Origin of the sequence: Vibrio aphrogenes (genome assembly GCF_002157735.2) — a bacterium.
Classification (GTDB): domain Bacteria; phylum Pseudomonadota; class Gammaproteobacteria; order Enterobacterales; family Vibrionaceae; genus Vibrio; species Vibrio aphrogenes.
On record NZ_AP018689.1, the window covers coordinates 1,189,891 to 1,206,664 of the forward strand.

General features: G+C 42.1%; 14 protein-coding genes. 11 read left to right on the forward strand and 3 right to left on the reverse strand.

All coding sequences use genetic code 11. The features are described 5' to 3' along the window. Window positions 1–3: 3 nt before the first annotated feature. Entirely contained in the window at window positions 4–2,391 is a 2,388-nt protein-coding gene (gene pheT / locus VCA1004_RS05435; RefSeq protein ID WP_086984408.1) for a phenylalanine--tRNA ligase subunit beta, read from the forward strand. 183 nt (window positions 2,392–2,574) lie between these two features. Beyond that, window positions 2,575–3,249 (forward strand): TPR domain-containing protein, encoded by a 675-nt coding sequence (locus VCA1004_RS05440; protein WP_086984407.1) that lies wholly within the window; start codon window positions 2,575–2,577, stop codon window positions 3,247–3,249. A 93-nt stretch (window positions 3,250–3,342) separates the two neighbouring features. Here VCA1004_RS05440 and nrfA read toward each other — a convergent pair whose 3' ends face one another. Continuing rightward, a complete protein-coding gene (nrfA, locus tag VCA1004_RS05445) occupies window positions 3,343–4,845 on the reverse strand; it encodes an ammonia-forming nitrite reductase cytochrome c552 subunit (protein ID WP_086984406.1) in 1,503 nt (500 codons plus the stop codon). A gap of 384 nt (window positions 4,846–5,229) precedes the next feature. Here nrfA and nrfB point away from each other — a divergent pair, with 384 nt between their 5' ends. From nrfB to VCA1004_RS05490, 9 genes are all read left to right on the forward strand, one after another. After that, entirely contained in the window at window positions 5,230–5,841 is a 612-nt protein-coding gene (nrfB, locus tag VCA1004_RS05450; protein WP_086984405.1) for a cytochrome c nitrite reductase pentaheme subunit, read from the forward strand. Beyond that, the gene (gene nrfC / locus VCA1004_RS05455; RefSeq protein ID WP_086984404.1) at window positions 5,841–6,530 is read left to right on the forward strand and encodes a cytochrome c nitrite reductase Fe-S protein; all 690 of its coding nucleotides are present in this window, start codon (window positions 5,841–5,843) and stop codon (window positions 6,528–6,530) included. The genes nrfB and nrfC overlap by 1 nt, the downstream gene beginning before the upstream one ends. Continuing rightward, entirely contained in the window at window positions 6,527–7,495 is a 969-nt protein-coding gene (gene nrfD / locus VCA1004_RS05460) for a cytochrome c nitrite reductase subunit NrfD (protein WP_086984403.1), read from the forward strand. The genes nrfC and nrfD overlap by 4 nt, the downstream gene beginning before the upstream one ends. A 102-nt stretch (window positions 7,496–7,597) precedes the next feature. Then, the gene (locus tag VCA1004_RS05465) at window positions 7,598–9,580 is read left to right on the forward strand and encodes a heme lyase CcmF/NrfE family subunit (RefSeq protein ID WP_164520829.1); all 1,983 of its coding nucleotides are present in this window, start codon (window positions 7,598–7,600) and stop codon (window positions 9,578–9,580) included. Next, a complete protein-coding gene (locus VCA1004_RS05470; RefSeq protein ID WP_232012628.1) occupies window positions 9,573–10,106 on the forward strand; it encodes a cytochrome c-type biogenesis protein CcmH in 534 nt (177 codons plus the stop codon). Before VCA1004_RS05465 ends, VCA1004_RS05470 begins: the two co-directional genes overlap by 8 nt. Window positions 10,107–10,239: 133 nt before the next feature. Then, entirely contained in the window at window positions 10,240–10,812 is a 573-nt protein-coding gene (locus VCA1004_RS05475) for a hypothetical protein (RefSeq protein WP_086984401.1), read from the forward strand. A 175-nt stretch (window positions 10,813–10,987) separates the two neighbouring features. Beyond that, window positions 10,988–12,601: a peptide ABC transporter substrate-binding protein gene (locus VCA1004_RS05480; protein ID WP_086984400.1), complete on the forward strand. Its 1,614-nt coding sequence runs from the start codon at window positions 10,988–10,990 to the stop codon at window positions 12,599–12,601. A 779-nt stretch (window positions 12,602–13,380) separates the two neighbouring features. Then, window positions 13,381–13,677 (forward strand): integration host factor subunit alpha, encoded by a 297-nt coding sequence (gene ihfA, locus VCA1004_RS05485; RefSeq protein WP_086984398.1) that lies wholly within the window; start codon window positions 13,381–13,383, stop codon window positions 13,675–13,677. Between the two features lie 87 nt (window positions 13,678–13,764). Further along, window positions 13,765–14,409 carry a thiopurine S-methyltransferase gene (locus VCA1004_RS05490; protein ID WP_086984669.1) on the forward strand — a complete coding sequence of 215 codons (645 nt, stop codon included), beginning with the start codon at window positions 13,765–13,767 and terminating at the stop codon, window positions 14,407–14,409. Between the two features lie 108 nt (window positions 14,410–14,517). Here the strand turns inward: VCA1004_RS05490 and purT are convergent, their stop codons facing one another. After that, window positions 14,518–15,693, reverse strand: coding sequence for a formate-dependent phosphoribosylglycinamide formyltransferase (gene purT, locus VCA1004_RS05495; protein WP_086984397.1), 1,176 nt, complete (start codon window positions 15,691–15,693; stop codon window positions 14,518–14,520). Between the two features lie 190 nt (window positions 15,694–15,883). Further along, complete coding sequence (cdd, locus tag VCA1004_RS05500; protein WP_086984396.1) at window positions 15,884–16,774, reverse strand: cytidine deaminase; 891 nt, start codon at window positions 16,772–16,774, stop codon at window positions 15,884–15,886.

Sequence of the window (16,774 nt, forward strand, 5' to 3'; positions counted from 1 at the left end):
ACAATGAAATTCAACGAATCATGGCTTCGTGAGTGGGTTAACCCTGCGGTAACGACAGATGAACTGACTCACCAAATTACAATGGCTGGCCTAGAAGTCGACGACGTACTTCCTGTTGCTGGCAGCTTTACTGGTGTGAAGATAGGTAAAGTAGTGGAGTGTGGTCAACACCCAGACGCCGACAAATTACGCGTGACTAAAGTGGATGTTGGCGCAGAAGAATTATTAGACATCGTGTGTGGCGCGCCAAACTGCCGTCAAGGCTTGAAAGTTGCAGTCGCTACCGTTGGTGCGGTTCTACCTGGCGATTTCAAAATCAAAAAAGCAAAATTACGTGGCCAACCTTCTCATGGCATGTTGTGTTCATTTACTGAACTTGGCATCGATGTGGAATCTGATGGCATCATGGAATTGGCAGAAGATGCGGTTATCGGTACCGATTTCCGTGAATTTTTAGGTCTTGATGACGTTACGGTTGATGTTGACCTTACAGCAAACCGCGCGGATTGTTTCAGCATTCGCGGTATGGCTCGTGAAGTTGGCGTATTAAACCGCGCGGACGTGACAGCGCCAAGCTCTGACGCGGTAGCGACTTCAATTGACGATACAGTTTCAATCGAAGTAAAAGCACCTGCAGCGTGTCCTCGTTACCTTGGTCGTGTGGTTAAGAACGTCAATGTTCAAGCGCAAACACCACTTTGGATGCAAGAAAAACTGCGTCGTTGTGGTATTCGTTCAATCGATCCTGTCGTAGATATCACTAACTTTGTATTGCTTGAGCAAGGTCAACCAATGCACGCATTCGATCTAGCGAAGATTGAAGGTGGCATCGTGGTTCGTATGGCAGAGCAAGATGAAAAACTGACGCTACTCGACGGCACTGAAGCGAAACTAAATGCCGATACTTTAGTGGTGGCAGACCATAATAAAGCACTAGCCATCGCTGGTATTTTTGGTGGTGAGCAATCAGGTGTAACCACGGAAACTAAAGACGTACTGCTTGAGTGTGCTTTCTTCGCACCGGATCATATTCGTGGTCGCGCGCGCAATTACGGTTTGCATACCGATTCTTCAATGCGTTTTGAACGTGGTGTGGATTACGCACTACAAGTAAGCGCAATGGAGCGTGCCACGGCGCTATTAGTTGAAATTTGTGGCGGTGAAGTCGCCCCAGTGGTTGCCGTTGAATCAGAAAGCGATTTACCAAAGCCAAACAAAGTAGCATTACGTCGCACGAAACTAGACAACTTACTTGGTCACCACATTGCTGATAATGATGTGGTTGAGATCCTTGAGCGTTTAGGCATGAGCGTTGAAACAACCAACGAAGGTTGGACGGCGGTCGCTCCAACATGGCGTTTTGATATTGCAATTGAGCAAGATTTGATTGAAGAAGTAGGTCGCATTTACGGTTACGACAACATTCCAAATCAAGCGCCAAAAGCGGCGTTAAGCATGAACGATCATAAAGAAGCGAATCTACCACTTAAACGTGTTCGCAACTTGTTGGTTGACCGTGGTTTCCAAGAAGCGATCACTTATAGCTTTGTTGAACCTGAACAGCAAAAATTGATCGTGCCAGACGTTGAGCCGCTGATCCTGCCTTTCCCAATTTCAGTGGAAATGTCAGCAATGCGCCTTGGTTTAATTCAAGGTTTGCTTAATACTGTGGTACATAACCAAAAACGCCAACAACCGCGCGTTCGTTTATTTGAATACGGTTTGCGTTTCATTCCTTGTGACTCAGCAGAAAACGGCATGCGTCAAGAGCCAATGCTGGCTGGTGTGATTGCCGGTACTCGCAGTGAAGAGCATTGGGATATCGAAACCAATACGGTTGATTTCTTCGATCTGAAAGGTGATTTAGAAGCGATTCTTGAGTTATCTGCCAACGACAAAGCATTTAGCTTTGAAGCAGTGAGCCACCCAGCTTTACACCCAGGACAATCAGCGGCAATCGTTGTTGATGGCGAACCTGTCGGTGTGATTGGTACGGTTCACCCAGAGCTTGAGCGTAAGTTTGGTTTAAATGGCCGTACAATCGTATTTGAAATCGAATGGTCAGCGATTGATACCCGCGTGATCCCAGAAGCAGTAAGCCTATCTAAATTCCCTGCCAACCGCCGTGATATCGCAGTGGTAGTAGATGAAGCGATTGCCAGTGGTGATGTGGTAAATGCATGTCTGGCAAACGGTGGTGAATTACTTACTGGTGCAAAACTGTTTGATGTTTACCGTGGTAAAGGTGTGGAAGAAGGCAAGAAGAGCCTAGCAATTGCACTAAGCCTACAATCAACAGAACGTACGCTGGAAGATGCGGATATTGCTGCTTCAGTTGATGCGATTGTAACCGCACTGACGGCGCAATTTAATGCCTCATTACGTGACTAATTCATTTTCGAATTAACCTGACCTTAGAATCCACTTATTTGTCATGAATAAGTGGATTTTTTTATGGGGAAACGGAGGGCAATAATTCAGTATGAGATCAATAATAACGGCGTTAAATTCTGATATAACTTTAACTCTGTTACCACTTGATAATCTGACTTTTATTGTTCATGTAAGGACGCTATGTTCGCAATTATTGTTACGCTTAGCCTCATGGCTGTGATTTGGCTATATCACTTTAAAAGCCCAACGCAACAGTCTGCCAAGATCCCCTTAATATTATCTCTGGTCACTGTCTTAGTGACTGGGAGCATTTACCTTCAATTAGGTTCGATAAACGATTTATGGTCTGAAAGTGCATCAGCAAAAAGGGAGCAAGCTACAAAACCAACTGCCTTAATTGAAAATGCCGAGCAGCAAAATAAAGTTCAGATACAAAAAATGCAGGACAGGGTGCGCCAAGACAAACAAAATGGCGAGAGTTGGTATGCCTTGGGGAATGCTTATATGTATGCCAATCAATTTGAAGATGCCGCCACTGCTTTTTTATATGCCGAACGATTAGCGAAAGCCCCCCAAGCCAACATTTATGCCGCAAGAGCAACCGCACTTTACTATGCTAATAATCAACGTATGAATACGGAGATTGACGCATTGATTCAGCATGCATTAGCTATCGATAAGGATAATGTCCCCACGTTAATGCTGGTGGCTTCAAATCATTTTTTAAATGCGGAATATCAAGATGCCATTAACACTTGGCAGCATGCCTTAGATACGGGGCATATCGATGCTGATCGTGTCGCGATCATTCAAGCGATCAATCAAGCGAAAGCGTTGCTTCCAAGTTCAAAATAATGCACACAGCTTCAACTTTACAACTTAAAGCATTGTAAAAATTAAAAGCTCCAGTATGAACCGGAGCTTTGATAGGAGATAACAAACTCACCATTATTGCGGGTAAGTCGCTTCTCTTTGTTGAGCTTCTTTGTCCCATTCAGGTATGACGGTTTTTAAGAAGTCATCTTTTTCATCATTTAAGGCTTTCATATCCATGCCAATCGCGGCTTGTGCTTTTTCTTTGCTAGAAATATCCGGTAGCTTAATCGGATCGGTAATACCATGTTTTGCCAATACACGAATCAGCTTTGTTCTGGCCTCAGTGGCTCTATCGACGGAGGTGCCGAGAACACGTAGCGCTACTTCGGGAGCATGCATGTGAACGCCATGCGAGGCTATCGCATAATCCCAGCGCCATTGTGCATGACGAATATCCATTAAGATTGGCTTCATTTCAGCCTCAGTCGCACCTGCTTCCCAAGCGGCTTTGGCTTCAAAATGCGCCGCCACAATTTGTTTTTCTGCGATGAGCTTCATCTCTTGAACTTTATCTTTACGTGATTTCACAATGTCTTGCAAAGCTTGTTTGTCCTGAGTATGGCACTGAGCACAGGTATCATCAAAGCGGTCGAACGGATTACCAACTTTATGATCGGTAAACACTTTGCCATCTTTGTTTTTAACTTTTGGCATGTGACAGTCAACACAGGCAACATTATTTTTGCCATGAACTCCTAATTGCCATGTTTCATATCCTGGGTGCTGCGCTTTGAGCATCGGCGTTTTCGAAAGCGGATTTACCCAATCACTAAAGCCAATCTCATCGTAATATTTCTCCATTGCATCGACGGTAATCCCTTTATCCCATGGGAATTTGACTTGATTGTTTTTATCTTTTTCAAAGTAATATTCAACATGACATTGCCCACAAACTTGCGATTGTTGACCAAAGCGATCTTGTTGGTCGAAGTCTTTACCAATGGCGTGCATGGCTCTTTCAGCATAAGGTCGAGACAACCTGAGTGCCGGTTTACCCTTCTTAAAATCATCGCTTTGCGTGTTGTGACAATCGGCACATCCGATAGGATTCACTATTTGTGCTCCAAGACGCGACCATTTACCTTGGAAATAACCATCTTCACCTTTTTCGTCGATCACGCGAGCCACATCTGGGCTCTTACAGCTCCAACAAGCCATTGGCATAGGGCCTGATTGTGCATCTTTAGGCCCACCAGTACGAAGGGTTTCTCGAACATCGGTGACAGCGTAGAAGTGTCCACGAGGGGCGTTATAGTCTTTCGCAAATCCATAACCGGCCCATAAAATGACCATGTTGGGATCTTGCGCTAAGGCATCGGTAATAGCTTCGCTTTCCGAAGTCGCTTTCCAAGTTTGATATTGTGCGGGATGTTTGGCCTCAAATTTTTCATTTCGAGGATCAAACGTCATGATTTGTGTGGCATCTTTCTCCTCAGGAGAGTTGGTTGATGCGACAGGGGTTGATTTAGTATTTGCTGCATGTGAAGAAAACGTCACGACAAAAGAACTTACACTCAACAATGACAACAAAACCGAATTAACTGCTGTTTTTTTCCAGTTAACATTCACGATCATCACTCCAATTTAGTTTTAATATGAGCCAAGCGTTGTGAATGCGACCATAAAAATAACGTAAGAGTGCATGTTCAGAATAGCATTAACCACTCAAATTGCATGGTTAATTTCACGTGAATTTGATTAACATCAAGAGAAGATGCATTAAAAATATGGGTTTATAAAAGTGTCGAAATGATCGACGTTTTAAGGTGAATTTGTTTATAGATTGCGCAAAGTTAGGCGTTGTGGCTTAAAGGAAATAACAGAAAGAATGCACTGGAAGCGCTATTTGATAGCGATAAATGATGGTTAATTCTGGAATGTTGGCTTATAGGTTGAGAGTTATCAGCTCAGAAAAAGCAAAGACTATTCCGTTTTAAATAGAATGATAAAGGTGCAAAAATGGATGGTTTAAAAATAACCATAAGGCAAGTGATACACCGCGGGGTGTTATTACTGAGCTTGGTGTTTTTTTCTTTCTTACTCACCATACCTGCCCAAGCAGAGCCAATGACGATAACGCCGACTGATCAGAGTCAATCGGATCAATACGCCGTTTCATTTGTTCGGGATAAAAACTACGCCTGTACCCAATGTCATAAAGATGAACATGACACGCTGAAAGGGGAGCATGCGAATGCGGTGAACGAGAAAACAGGGCGTAATGTGGGTTGTATTGATTGTCACAATACGATTAGCCCTCAGCATCGTAATGGTGCGCCCCATGTGGTGAAATTTAAATCCGGCCAAGTAATGGCGGGAAGAGATAAGCCGGCTCAAGATCCAACTTGGGTTCAAAAACAAAATGCGCAATGCATTGACTGTCACCAAGGGCAAACGCTGCGGGAGGCTAACTGGACTCATGATGTTCATGCTATGTCTTTAACGTGTGCATCCTGTCATAAAATCCATCCTCAACACGATCCGATGCAAGGCATTGACAGAAAATCACGCATAAAAATGTGTGTGGATTGTCATTCGGATATGACGGCGATTAAACAGGAGGATAACTAATGTCCTGTTCTAGACGTAATTTTTTGCTTGGCAGTGGTGCGGTCATTGTGACTACTGGTATCGCAACGTCTGTATTAGCAAGCGGTAACAAGTTAGTCGCAACCATGAAAAATGGCCAAATACGCTATGGGATGGTGCACGATGAAACCGCCTGTATTGGTTGTACTGCGTGTACTGATGCCTGTCGTGAAGTGAACCAAGTGCCAGAAGGGGGCACGCGTTTAAAAATTCAGCGTAGTGCTCCGATTGGTGAGTTTCCTAATGCCAGTTACACCTTTGAGCGTATTTCTTGCCAACATTGCGATAATGCACCATGCGTTCATGTTTGTCCGACTCAAGCGGCCTATAAAGACCCTGAGACGGGCATTGTTGATGTACATGATGACCGTTGTGTTGGCTGTGGTTATTGCTTGGCGGCGTGTCCTTATCAGGTGCGATTTTTTAACCCAGTGACCAAAGCCGCTGATAAATGCGATTTTTGTCATGAAACTAATTTAGCACAAGGTAAGCAGCCAGCGTGTGTTGAAGTATGTCCAACCAAAGCGCTGACTTTTGGTGACTTAAATGACCCAAGCAGTGAAATCAACAAAGTCATTCAAACTCATACGGTTTATCGCATGAAATCGGAATTAGGGACTGAACCGAAAATGTACAAGATCCCAAATAACAAAGGGGAGATCTTAGGATGAGCGATATTATTAGCCAAGCCTTTCACTTTGATTCCCTGGTCTGGGATTGGGTGATCGCCATTTATTTATTTTTAACCGGCATGTCAGCGGGTGGGGTATTGATTTCCCTTTATTTAAAACGGCATGTGATTACAGGAGATGCCAGTAAAAACGGCATTATTCGAGCCAATGCGATTTTTGCACCATTAGGTATTATCGTCGGTTTGGTGATATTGATCTTCCACTTACAACGACCTTGGCTATTTTGGAAAATCATGATCCATTATAACGTGACCTCTGTGATGTCGATGGGGGTGTTATTGTTCCAAGTGTATATGGTAGTGCTGTTTATTTGGATTGGTGTGCTTTTCCGAAGCGACATCGTCTCCTTTTTGTCTAAGGTCCCTACGCTTGGACAGTTAGTAGATAAGGTATTAGCTTGGTTTATCCCCTTTGAGCGAAAAGTCGAATGGGTGTTAGCGGCCTGCGCTTTTTTACTGGCGGCTTATACCGGGTTCTTATTATCAGCATTAAAAACTTATCCGTTATTGAATAACCCTGTATTGCCGGTGTTATTTGTGTTTTCCAGTGTTTCTTCAGGGATCGCCGCGTGCTTATTGTTTGGCGTACTTGGAGGCAAAGAGCCGACCAACAGCGCGAGCGTACAATGGATGCATACTATTGAAAAACCAGTAGTATTGTTTGAATTGTTCGTACTGTGTGCTTTCTTCGTTGGCTTGTATTTTGGAGGAGGACAAAAATCCGTGGCAGTGATAACGGCGATTGGCGGCGGTTTTTGGGCCATTTGGTTTTGGGTTGGTGTCATTGGGCTTGGTATGGTATTGCCTTTGGTGATGAATACGGTTTCTTCGCTAAAAACTCAACATACGAAAGGATTTGTGGTGGCGGTATCAGCGCTCAGCTTAGTTGGGGTTTTATTATTAAGAACGTTCATTTTGTATGCAGGACAAATGACCGTCGCTTAATGGCCTTGTCATGATTTGGTTCTGACTCTGTGTTATTTCATTATCGAGATGATGCAAATTGAGAGGGCAGAGTTAGAACCCATTTATTGAATGATTGAATATATGTTTGCAGAAATCGGCCACCTTCTTCTTATCTTTGCTTTTAGCTTTGCGGTATTAAGTTCGCTGACGGCATTCATGGCTATCCGTCGCACTTGCTACCCTAATGCTGGTTCTCCTAGAAGTTCTTATCCTAGAGCTTCTTACTCTCGCATTTCTTATGAATGGGCCGGTTATTGTCGCTTAATGATTTCTCTGGCTTTTGGTTGTTGTTTGTTGAGCACTTTAGTGTTAGCCGTTTGTTTTATTAATAATGACTTTTCCTTAGCGTATATTGCGCAGCATTCTAATTCTCACTTACCCATCTTTTACAAAATTGCCGCGGTTTGGGGAGGGCATGAAGGCTCTTTCTTATTTTGGTTTTTGTCCCTTCTTGGTTGGTCTACGTTAGTTGCACATTTAAAAAAAGATCACCATTTTGAATTTCATTATTGGACTTTATTGATATTAGGGTTAATCAGTATGGCGATTGGGGGTTACCTGTTATGGGCTTCTAACCCCTTTATACGCCTTAACCCTGTGCCATTTGAAGGTCGAGATTTAAACCCTATGCTGCAAGATATTGGCTTAATTATTCATCCACCTATGCTGTATCTTGGTTACGTTGGCTTTGCGGTAAGTTTTGCAATGGCGATGGCCAATCTCATTACCAAAGAAAAACAAAGTAATTGGGCACAATTAATGCAGCCTTGGGTCGTGTCATCGTGGGGCTTTCTTACTGCAGGTATTGCTTTAGGGGCTTGGTGGGCCTACAACGAGTTGGGTTGGGGGGGCTGGTGGTTTTGGGACCCGGTTGAAAATGCTTCTCTAATGCCCTGGCTGACGGCAACGGCCTTGATTCATTCTCTGATGGTAAGTAACAAGGCAAGTGTACTATCTGGTTGGAGCCTTTTGCTGGCCATATTTACTTTTTCACTCAGTATATTAGGCACGTTTATTGTCCGTTCGGGGATATTAACCTCGGTGCATGCTTTTGCCGTTGATCCGACTCGTGGCGCAATTTTATTGGCCATATTAGCGCTAGTAGTGGTGTTGTCATTGAGTGTGTTTGCTTTTCGGGTGGAAAGGTATATCCAACCGATGGCTTTTCGTTGGTTAAGTTTTCCAATGTTTGTTTTTATCACCAATGGCTTATTTGTCATTGCGACTTTCACAGTGTTAATGGGAACCTTATATCCGATGATTTTACCCTTGTTTGATTTAGGTAATATTTCGGTAGGAGCGCCTTATTTCAACAGTATTTTTGTACCGATCACGTTATTTCTAGGTGTGATGATGGCGGTTTATCCATTTGTCCATCAAGCGGGTTATATCCATCGTCATAGCGTATGGGTGGCGCTGAGGGCATGGCTGATAGGGAGTATTATTTCGATATTGGCTTATCAACCTGAATACCAATGGTATGAGAACAGTTACGCCTGGGTGGTGGTGGCGGTTATCATTGCGGTCTGGGTGATGTGTGCCACCTTGTATGCGTTGCTCACCAGTAACAATAAATGGAAAAAAATCCCGATGTGTTTAGCTCATTTCGGTGTTGCGATTGCGGTCTTTGCTATTGGTTTTGAACATTATGCGGCGCTAGAAACCAATCAAAAAATGAAACCAGGTACGGTGGTGCAATTGAATGGTTATCACATTGAGTACCAACAACAAAACTTATTGATTGGTGAAAATTATACTGCGGAACAACTGACGATGACCTTGACCTCAGCGCAAGGTAAAGAGGTGACACATTTATACCCTGAGCGTCGACATTATACCGTTCGAGTCATGAATATGACGGAATCGGCGGTGTATTCATCGTGGCTGGGGGATTGGTATATTACATTAGGTGATAAAATCGATGCGCAGCACTATGCGGTGCGAATTCAATTTAAGCCACTGATGGTGTGGTTATGGATTGCATCGGGCTTGATGGTGCTGTCAGCTTGCTTGAGCGTGCTTATGGGGCGAAGAGGGAAGATAGATGAGGCCGCTAATGTTTAATAATGGTCAACGAGTGCGTTATTCATTATCTACTCGACTCATCCGTCACCTATTGACGATGCCAGGTTTACTGATGTTCAGTTTGTTAATGGTAAGTTTATTAATAGGAGGAATCGGCATAGCTGATACCGCGCAGGGGAGAGCACTCCAGCCGTCAGCACAGAACGCCTCAATTAGCAGCCTCAATTACGAACCCCAACGAGTTGATATTTTTCAATTTAATAACCGCCAAGATGAACAAAGAGCGTTTTATTTAGCGCGTCAATTACGTTGCCCAAAATGTCAAAATCAAAACTTAATGGAATCCAATGCTTCGATTGCGTTAGATATGAAGCTGCAAGTATTTTCTATGGTCGATAAGGGCTACAGCAACGAAGATATTCTACAATTTATGACGGACCGGTTTGGAGCATTTGTACTTTATGAGCCACCATTTTCACTCAAAACGGCTTTTTTATGGTGCTTACCGCTCTTATTGTTTCTCGTATTATTTATGTTTGCTCGTAAATTAACGCAATCAAGGTGAGGTTAATTTCAAGGGCAAGCTCATGATTTGATAGGTTAATGACCTTTTAATGTGATGTGTGAATAAGAATGAGTCTTTTTTTTGTCTTATACTGATAAATAGTATTAATTAATGAATAAAAAGATGAAGAGTTATGAATATGAAAAGGCTAGTACTCGGAGTGGCGGTATCCACTTTAACTATGGTCGGTTGTTCTTCTACTATGGATGTAATCAACCAAGATAATGTTGATCTTGTGAATACCAATCAACCCATTTATACCCAAGTGAACCTTCACCCAGATGCGGCAAGAAAAAAATTATACACATTAAATTACCTACAAGAAGGGTTCATTCCTCGTTGTACGAAAGTCGATATTGTTGAAGCAAATAAAAAAGTGATGACGTTTAAAGTCGCAGACACTGGGTTGCAATATCAATATGTTTGGCATAAAGCGACAGGGGATTTCCAATCAGGTATTGTTAGAGACTTTGGTACTTCGTGTCCGAAGCTGAGTGGATTAAACGCAACGGATAAAAAAGGCATCCAAGAAGGGCGAGTGTATAAGGGTATGACTAAGGCTGGCGTGTTAAATGCGATTGGCTACCCACCTGCACATGTGACCCCGTCGACGGATATGAATACTTGGGTATATTGGAAAAACCGTTTTAACAAAATGAACGTCTTATTTAATAGCCAAGGATTAGTTGAAAATATTCAAGATTAAGGCTTTTACCTCATTTTTTATAATAAAACCGCCGCAATTGGCGGTTTTTTTGTCTAAGTCACTAGAAATATATTCATAATTTCGGTAAATGTAATAGGGATGAGTCTGATGACTCAGGTTCCATTGAGTTTTACTCTGTAGGATGGACACCGTTCTTTATAAGGATATACAACAGATGCATACATTGACAAAATCAAGTCTTGCACTAGCTCTTAGTGCGTTTTTTTCTCTTCCTGCTTTAGCCGCTCAGGTACCCGATAATGTACAACTTGCCGATAAACAAGAACTTGTACGAGGTAATGGCGATGAAGTGCCTACCTTAGATCCCACTATGTCTTCAGATACCGCCAGTTCTCGTGTGATCAGTGATATGTTTGAAGGATTAGTGACAGAAGATTTACATGGCAATATCATTCCCGCCTTAGCTAAAAGCTGGGATATTTCTGATGATGGTAAGCAATATACTTTCCACTTACGTGATGCGAAATGGTCAAATGGTGATGCGATCACCGCGAATGATTTTGTATTTGCACTACAACGTATTGTTGATGCAAAAACAGGTGCTCCGTATTCTTGGTATGTTTCAATGGCTAATATTGTGAATGCCGCAGAAATTATCAAAGGCGATCAACCTTTAGATAGCTTGGGTGTGAAAGCATTGGATGACCACACTTTACAAATTACCTTGAATCAGCCAGTGCCATATTTTACCAAAATGCTTGCTCATGAAAGTACGTTTGCGATCCCTGAAAAAGTGGTGAAGCAATATAAAGAAGCCTGGACTAAGCCTGAGCATATTGTGGTAAGTGGGGCGTATAAACTGTCTGAATGGGTGATTAATGAAAAAATTGTTTTGGAAAGAAACAAAGAATATTGGAATGATAAACAAACAGTTATTAACAAAGTAACCTATTTGCCTATCTCAGATGTTAATGCGGAGTACAACCGTTACCGTACCGGAGAAATTGACATTACCAGTGTGGTGCCATTGGAGCTTTATCAAAGCATTAAAAAAGAGCGTCCAAATGAATTACTTACCATGCCATCATTAGGCACCTATTACTATCTGTTTAATATGGATAAAAAGCCATTTGATGATGCTCGTGTACGTAAAGCCTTAGCTTATTCGATTGACCGTGATGTGATTACTGCTCGAATCTTAGGACAAGGACAATTGCCAGCTTATACCAATACGCCTCCAGCCGTTGCCGGATTTACTGTGCCTAAACTAGAGTGGGCAGAATGGTCGCAAAAAGAACGTAACCAAAAGGCGAAGGAATTGTTGAAAGAAGCCGGTTATGACCATTCCCATCCACTTAAATTTGAATTGGAATATAACACCAGTGAATCACATAAGAAGCTTGCGATAGTGATGGCATCTATGTGGAAGAAAAACCTAGGCGCAGAGGTTTCTATTGCAAACCAAGAGTGGAAAACCTTTTTACAAACTTTATCAACTAAGCAGTTCTCGGTTGCTCGTTATGCGTGGATGGGGGATTACAACGAAGCCTCAACCTTCTTATCCTATTTCGCTTCTGAAGGGTTAAACTATGGCGGTTGGAGTAATAGCGATTATGATCAAGCCTTGCAACAAGCTTCAGTAGCTAAGAGTGATAAGGAACGTGCAGAGCTATATCAAAAAGCGGAACAAGTGTTTGCCAATGATATGCCGGCAATTCCGGTCTATTTCTATACCCGCTCTGTGTTAAAGAATACTCATGTTGGTGGCTATAGCAAAGATAATGCTTCTGACCGCCGTTATACAAGAGATCTCTACATCACTAAATAATATCAATCGTGCTCATTATCTGATCATCATTGCTTGTTAAAAGGCTTGATAACGGTGTTTAGCTTTTTGTTTTATAAAGAGCTTTTTGTTTATAAAGAGTTCTTCGTTTATAAAGAACTCTTTGTTTATAAAGAACTTTTCGTTTATAAAGACGTTAATTGCAGAAAAACGACTTATCGAAATTTTAACCTTGTTTTCATGCCTTTTGCCGACGCGATTTCTGACCATTTAATTAGTGTGACTGGTATAACACCTATATCCAAAACCTATTTGAGCCAATTTGCTGGCTTGAATAGGTTTCTCCAACTTACGATTGACCTTTCGCCTTCTTAGGTTAAAAAAACATCAAAATAAATGTATAATTTGCGATCCAGCCATTTGATAAAACCTCTAGGTAATCATAGGATTATTCGACGCTAGTTGTATTTTTGTAAATGAATTTTGATTATTTCAAGCCTTATAAACGGCAGAGATCAAAAAATTTAACTAATTTATAAAAAAGTTGAATATTTTATAAATTACTTAAATGCTGAAGCTTTTAATTGATTAATCGTTAATAATTTGCTGTCTCATGGGTTTTTATTTTGACTTTTTGTTTTAAATTGGTATTTTCATTAGGTTGAAATAGGGCTGTGTTAATCAGGTTAAAGAAAAAAAATTTGGCGAAAATCATACGGTTGGCATACACTTTCGGTGTTACTAACTTGCTGTAAGCTTGCTAACTACGTATTAATGCTATAAAGACCACGCACACAGTGGTTACAAAAGAGGGATGTTTTATGGCGCTCACTAAAGCCGATTTGGCTGAAAACCTGTTCGAAAAACTTGGTTATAGCAAACGTGATGCCAAGGAAACCGTTGAAGCGTTTTTTGAAGAAATTCGTCAAGCACTAGAAAATGGTGAACAGGTTAAATTGTCTGGTTTTGGTAACTTTGATCTTCGTGATAAAAGTGAAAGGCCAGGACGCAATCCTAAAACAGGTGAAGATATTCCAATCTCAGCTCGTCGAGTGGTGACATTCCGACCGGGCCAAAAACTAAAAGCACGAGTTGAAAATATTAAGATCGAAAAATAACTCTGTTTTTGTGTTATTGGAATCAAAAGAAGGCTACCAATGAGGTGGCCTTTTTATTACGTCAAATTAAGTGTGGTAAAAATTAATATGCAAGATCAAGAATTTTGGCATCAAAAATGGGCAGAGAATCAAATCGGATTCCATTTGCCTGATGTCAATCCATTGCTGAAAATGTTTTGGCAAAAGCTTGGCTCGTCACGTCAAGATAATGTATTGGTGCCTTTATGTGGAAAAAGTGAAGACTTGATTTGGTTGGCGCAACAACATGATGAGGTTATAGGCGTTGAACTGAGTCAAATTGCGGTAAGGTCATTTTTTGCTGAACATTTTTATACTCCGCTTGTGACCACGTTGAATGGTTTACATGAGTTATATCAGTTTGATGAAATCTCCATTTATGCAGGAGACTTTTTTTCCGCGCCTTTATCTCAATATTCACGCATTTATGATCGAGCGGCCTTAGTGGCATTATCACCAGAGCTGCGGGTTGAATATGCTGAGAGAATTAAATCCTTGCTGGCTCCACAAGGGAAGATCTTGTTGATCACTTTGGATTACCCACAACAAGAAATGCAAGGGCCACCATATAGTGTCGCAAGTTCCGAAATTGAGTCGTTATTTGCCGGTTATACCGTGACGTGCTTACAAAGAGATGAGGCTGATGCCAATCATCCGCGTATTCAAAAAGGTTTATCTCGCTTTGCAGAAGAAACTTGGTTAATTGAATCTTAATGGTTCCTTGCTGCTTTAAACATCATCACGCTCGAGACTAGAGCTCGAGCGTGTAGTGATTAACATAATGGTTAGTGAAGCAGCAGAGAGTAGAACCCAGGGATTGCGTTAGAAATGGACAGTGATTTTTTTAGCCGCTTCAATCGCATCATTAACCGCACAATCAACATTGTCTCTGCGGGCAAGAGCAACACCTAAACGACGACGCCCATTGATATCGGGTTTACCAAATAAACGAACTTGAGTTTGTGGTTGAGCAAGAGCTTGACTGAGACCAGAAAAGCGAAGATTATTCGATGCTCCTTCAGCTAAAATAACCGCAGAAGCCGCCGCCCCATATTGAGTAATTGAATGAATCGGTAAACCGGTGAATGCTCGAACATGCAAAGCAAACTCTGACAATTCTTGCGAAATTAATGTCACCATCCCAGTATCGTGCGGGCGAGGGGAGACTTCACTAAAGATAACTTCATCTCCTTTTACAAAGAGCTCTACGCCAAATAATCCAAAACCACCTAGCGCATTCACCACTTTTTCAGCCATTTGTTCTGCGGCTTGTAATGCCTTGGTCGACATGGCTTGTGGTTGCCAAGATTCACGGTAGTCGCCATCTTCTTGTCGATGACCAATTGGCGCGCAAAAGTGCACACCATCAACTGCTCGAACCGTTAATAAAGTGATCTCATAATCAAAATCCACAAAGCCTTCTACGATGACGCGTCCCGCTCCAGCACGACCACCTTCTTGAGCATATTGCCAAGCATTTTTCATATCAGCTGGAGTTTTAATCACACTTTGTCCTTTACCTGATGAACTCATGATGGGCTTAACAACACAAGGCATCCCTACCAAATTAATAGCTTGTTCAAATTCTTCATAGTTGTCACAAAAACGGTAAGGTGAGGTTCGAATGTTTAACGTTTCAGCGGCTAAGCGTCGAATACCTTCACGATTCATTGTTAATTGAGTGGCATTGGCAGTTGGAACCACATTCAGGCCCTTTGCTTCTAATGCAACTAGTCTTTCTGTCGCAATGGCTTCAATTTCAGGAACAATGTAATCCGGTTTTTCTTTATCTATGATGGCTTCAATTGCATCGCCATCAAGCATATCAAGGGTATAACTACGATGAGCCACTTGCATTGCAGGAGCATTTTCATAACGGTCCAGTGCGATCACTTCTAACCCTAAACGCTGACATTCGATGGCAACTTCTTTACCGAGTTCCCCAGAACCAAGAAGCATAACTTTTGTTGCCGACGCGGCGGTTGCAGTACCAAACATGATGAATTCCTATTTTTTCACGAGTGCTGTAATGAAGGTGTGATGGATTTTACCCCTCAAGCAAACGATTGCGCAACAGGTTGCGGAAAATATTATCAATAAAAAACCCACAACAGAAATGGCTTATGTCTAAAGCACTTTGTTGTGGGTTTGTCATCAACGGCAGTAATAGATTTTAGTTTCTGCGTCGTTATAAAGATAAATACTCTAACGTAATGTCAGGGTTGATTGCTTCGAGTGTCGATTGGGTTTCCGCAAGATGGCTCATACTGCCATTGGCATTTTCCACTAACACGGCTGAGGTAATATGCTCTAATTTTTCACCGGCTAGTAACAATAAATTAATCGCAACTTGTAGTGGGGGTAGGCTTGGGTTGAACGCCGCATTCTCGGCATAACTGCCAGCAAAAATATCACCTGCTTGGGTTTGTAAGCTCACACCGCTATGATTTTGAGTATAGGGTGCGTGGCTTTGATTAAGCGCTTGAATCGCTTTTATCTGTGCCAGATCATCTGTGGTGAATTGATATTCGTGTCGTTGGCTATCCATTAACCTTGAGCTGATATCGAGGTCTTTTGGTCCAAAAGAGTCAGGTAATAAATCAGCGAGCTTATACGCAGGGCGGTTTGGAAGCTGAATAGACAACTGATCGACATTATTCAGCTCATTCATAAACTGGCGGCAATGCCCGCACGGAGTATGGTTGATGGTGATATTTTTGATCCCATCTTCACCGTGCATCCAAGCGTGGCTAATAGCCGATTGTTCCGCATGAACGGTCTGATTTAACTGAACCCCGGGGATTTCAATATTCGCGCCAAAATAGACATTCCCAGAGCTTCCCTCGGCAATCGCACCAACATGGAAGTTGGAAATACCGCAATAAGCACGAGTGGCGGCAATGGGAAGTAATGCTAATTTAAATTCAGTATCTGTCATGTTGGATAAAGACAGTAGAGATTGATATTGAGTTGCGCTGAAATATCCTGTGAACTCATCACTTTGCATAATCGATGTTAATTGTGCAGCTAAGGCTTCAGGTAGATTCTTAAGATGTTCAGAATGAATGTGTTGAGTCAT

Excerpts from the sequence above, each read along its gene's own strand:
- pheT (WP_086984408.1), top strand. The coding sequence starts at position 4 with ATGAAATTCAACGAATCATGGCTTCGTGAGTGGGTTAACCCTGCGGTA.
- VCA1004_RS05440 (WP_086984407.1), top strand. The coding sequence starts at position 2,575 with ATGTTCGCAATTATTGTTACGCTTAGCCTCATGGCTGTGATTTGGCTA.
- nrfA (WP_086984406.1), bottom strand. The coding sequence starts at position 4,845 with ATGATCGTGAATGTTAACTGGAAAAAAACAGCAGTTAATTCGGTTTTG.
- nrfB (WP_086984405.1), top strand. The coding sequence starts at position 5,230 with ATGGATGGTTTAAAAATAACCATAAGGCAAGTGATACACCGCGGGGTG.
- nrfC (WP_086984404.1), top strand. The coding sequence starts at position 5,841 with ATGTCCTGTTCTAGACGTAATTTTTTGCTTGGCAGTGGTGCGGTCATT.
- nrfD (WP_086984403.1), top strand. The coding sequence starts at position 6,527 with ATGAGCGATATTATTAGCCAAGCCTTTCACTTTGATTCCCTGGTCTGG.
- VCA1004_RS05465 (WP_164520829.1), top strand. The coding sequence starts at position 7,598 with ATGTTTGCAGAAATCGGCCACCTTCTTCTTATCTTTGCTTTTAGCTTT.
- VCA1004_RS05470 (WP_232012628.1), top strand. The coding sequence starts at position 9,573 with ATGTTTAATAATGGTCAACGAGTGCGTTATTCATTATCTACTCGACTC.
- VCA1004_RS05475 (WP_086984401.1), top strand. The coding sequence starts at position 10,240 with ATGAATATGAAAAGGCTAGTACTCGGAGTGGCGGTATCCACTTTAACT.
- VCA1004_RS05480 (WP_086984400.1), top strand. The coding sequence starts at position 10,988 with ATGCATACATTGACAAAATCAAGTCTTGCACTAGCTCTTAGTGCGTTT.
- ihfA (WP_086984398.1), top strand. The coding sequence starts at position 13,381 with ATGGCGCTCACTAAAGCCGATTTGGCTGAAAACCTGTTCGAAAAACTT.
- VCA1004_RS05490 (WP_086984669.1), top strand. The coding sequence starts at position 13,765 with ATGCAAGATCAAGAATTTTGGCATCAAAAATGGGCAGAGAATCAAATC.
- purT (WP_086984397.1), bottom strand. The coding sequence starts at position 15,693 with ATGTTTGGTACTGCAACCGCCGCGTCGGCAACAAAAGTTATGCTTCTT.
- cdd (WP_086984396.1), bottom strand. The coding sequence starts at position 16,774 with ATGACTCAACACATTCATTCTGAACATCTTAAGAATCTACCTGAAGCC.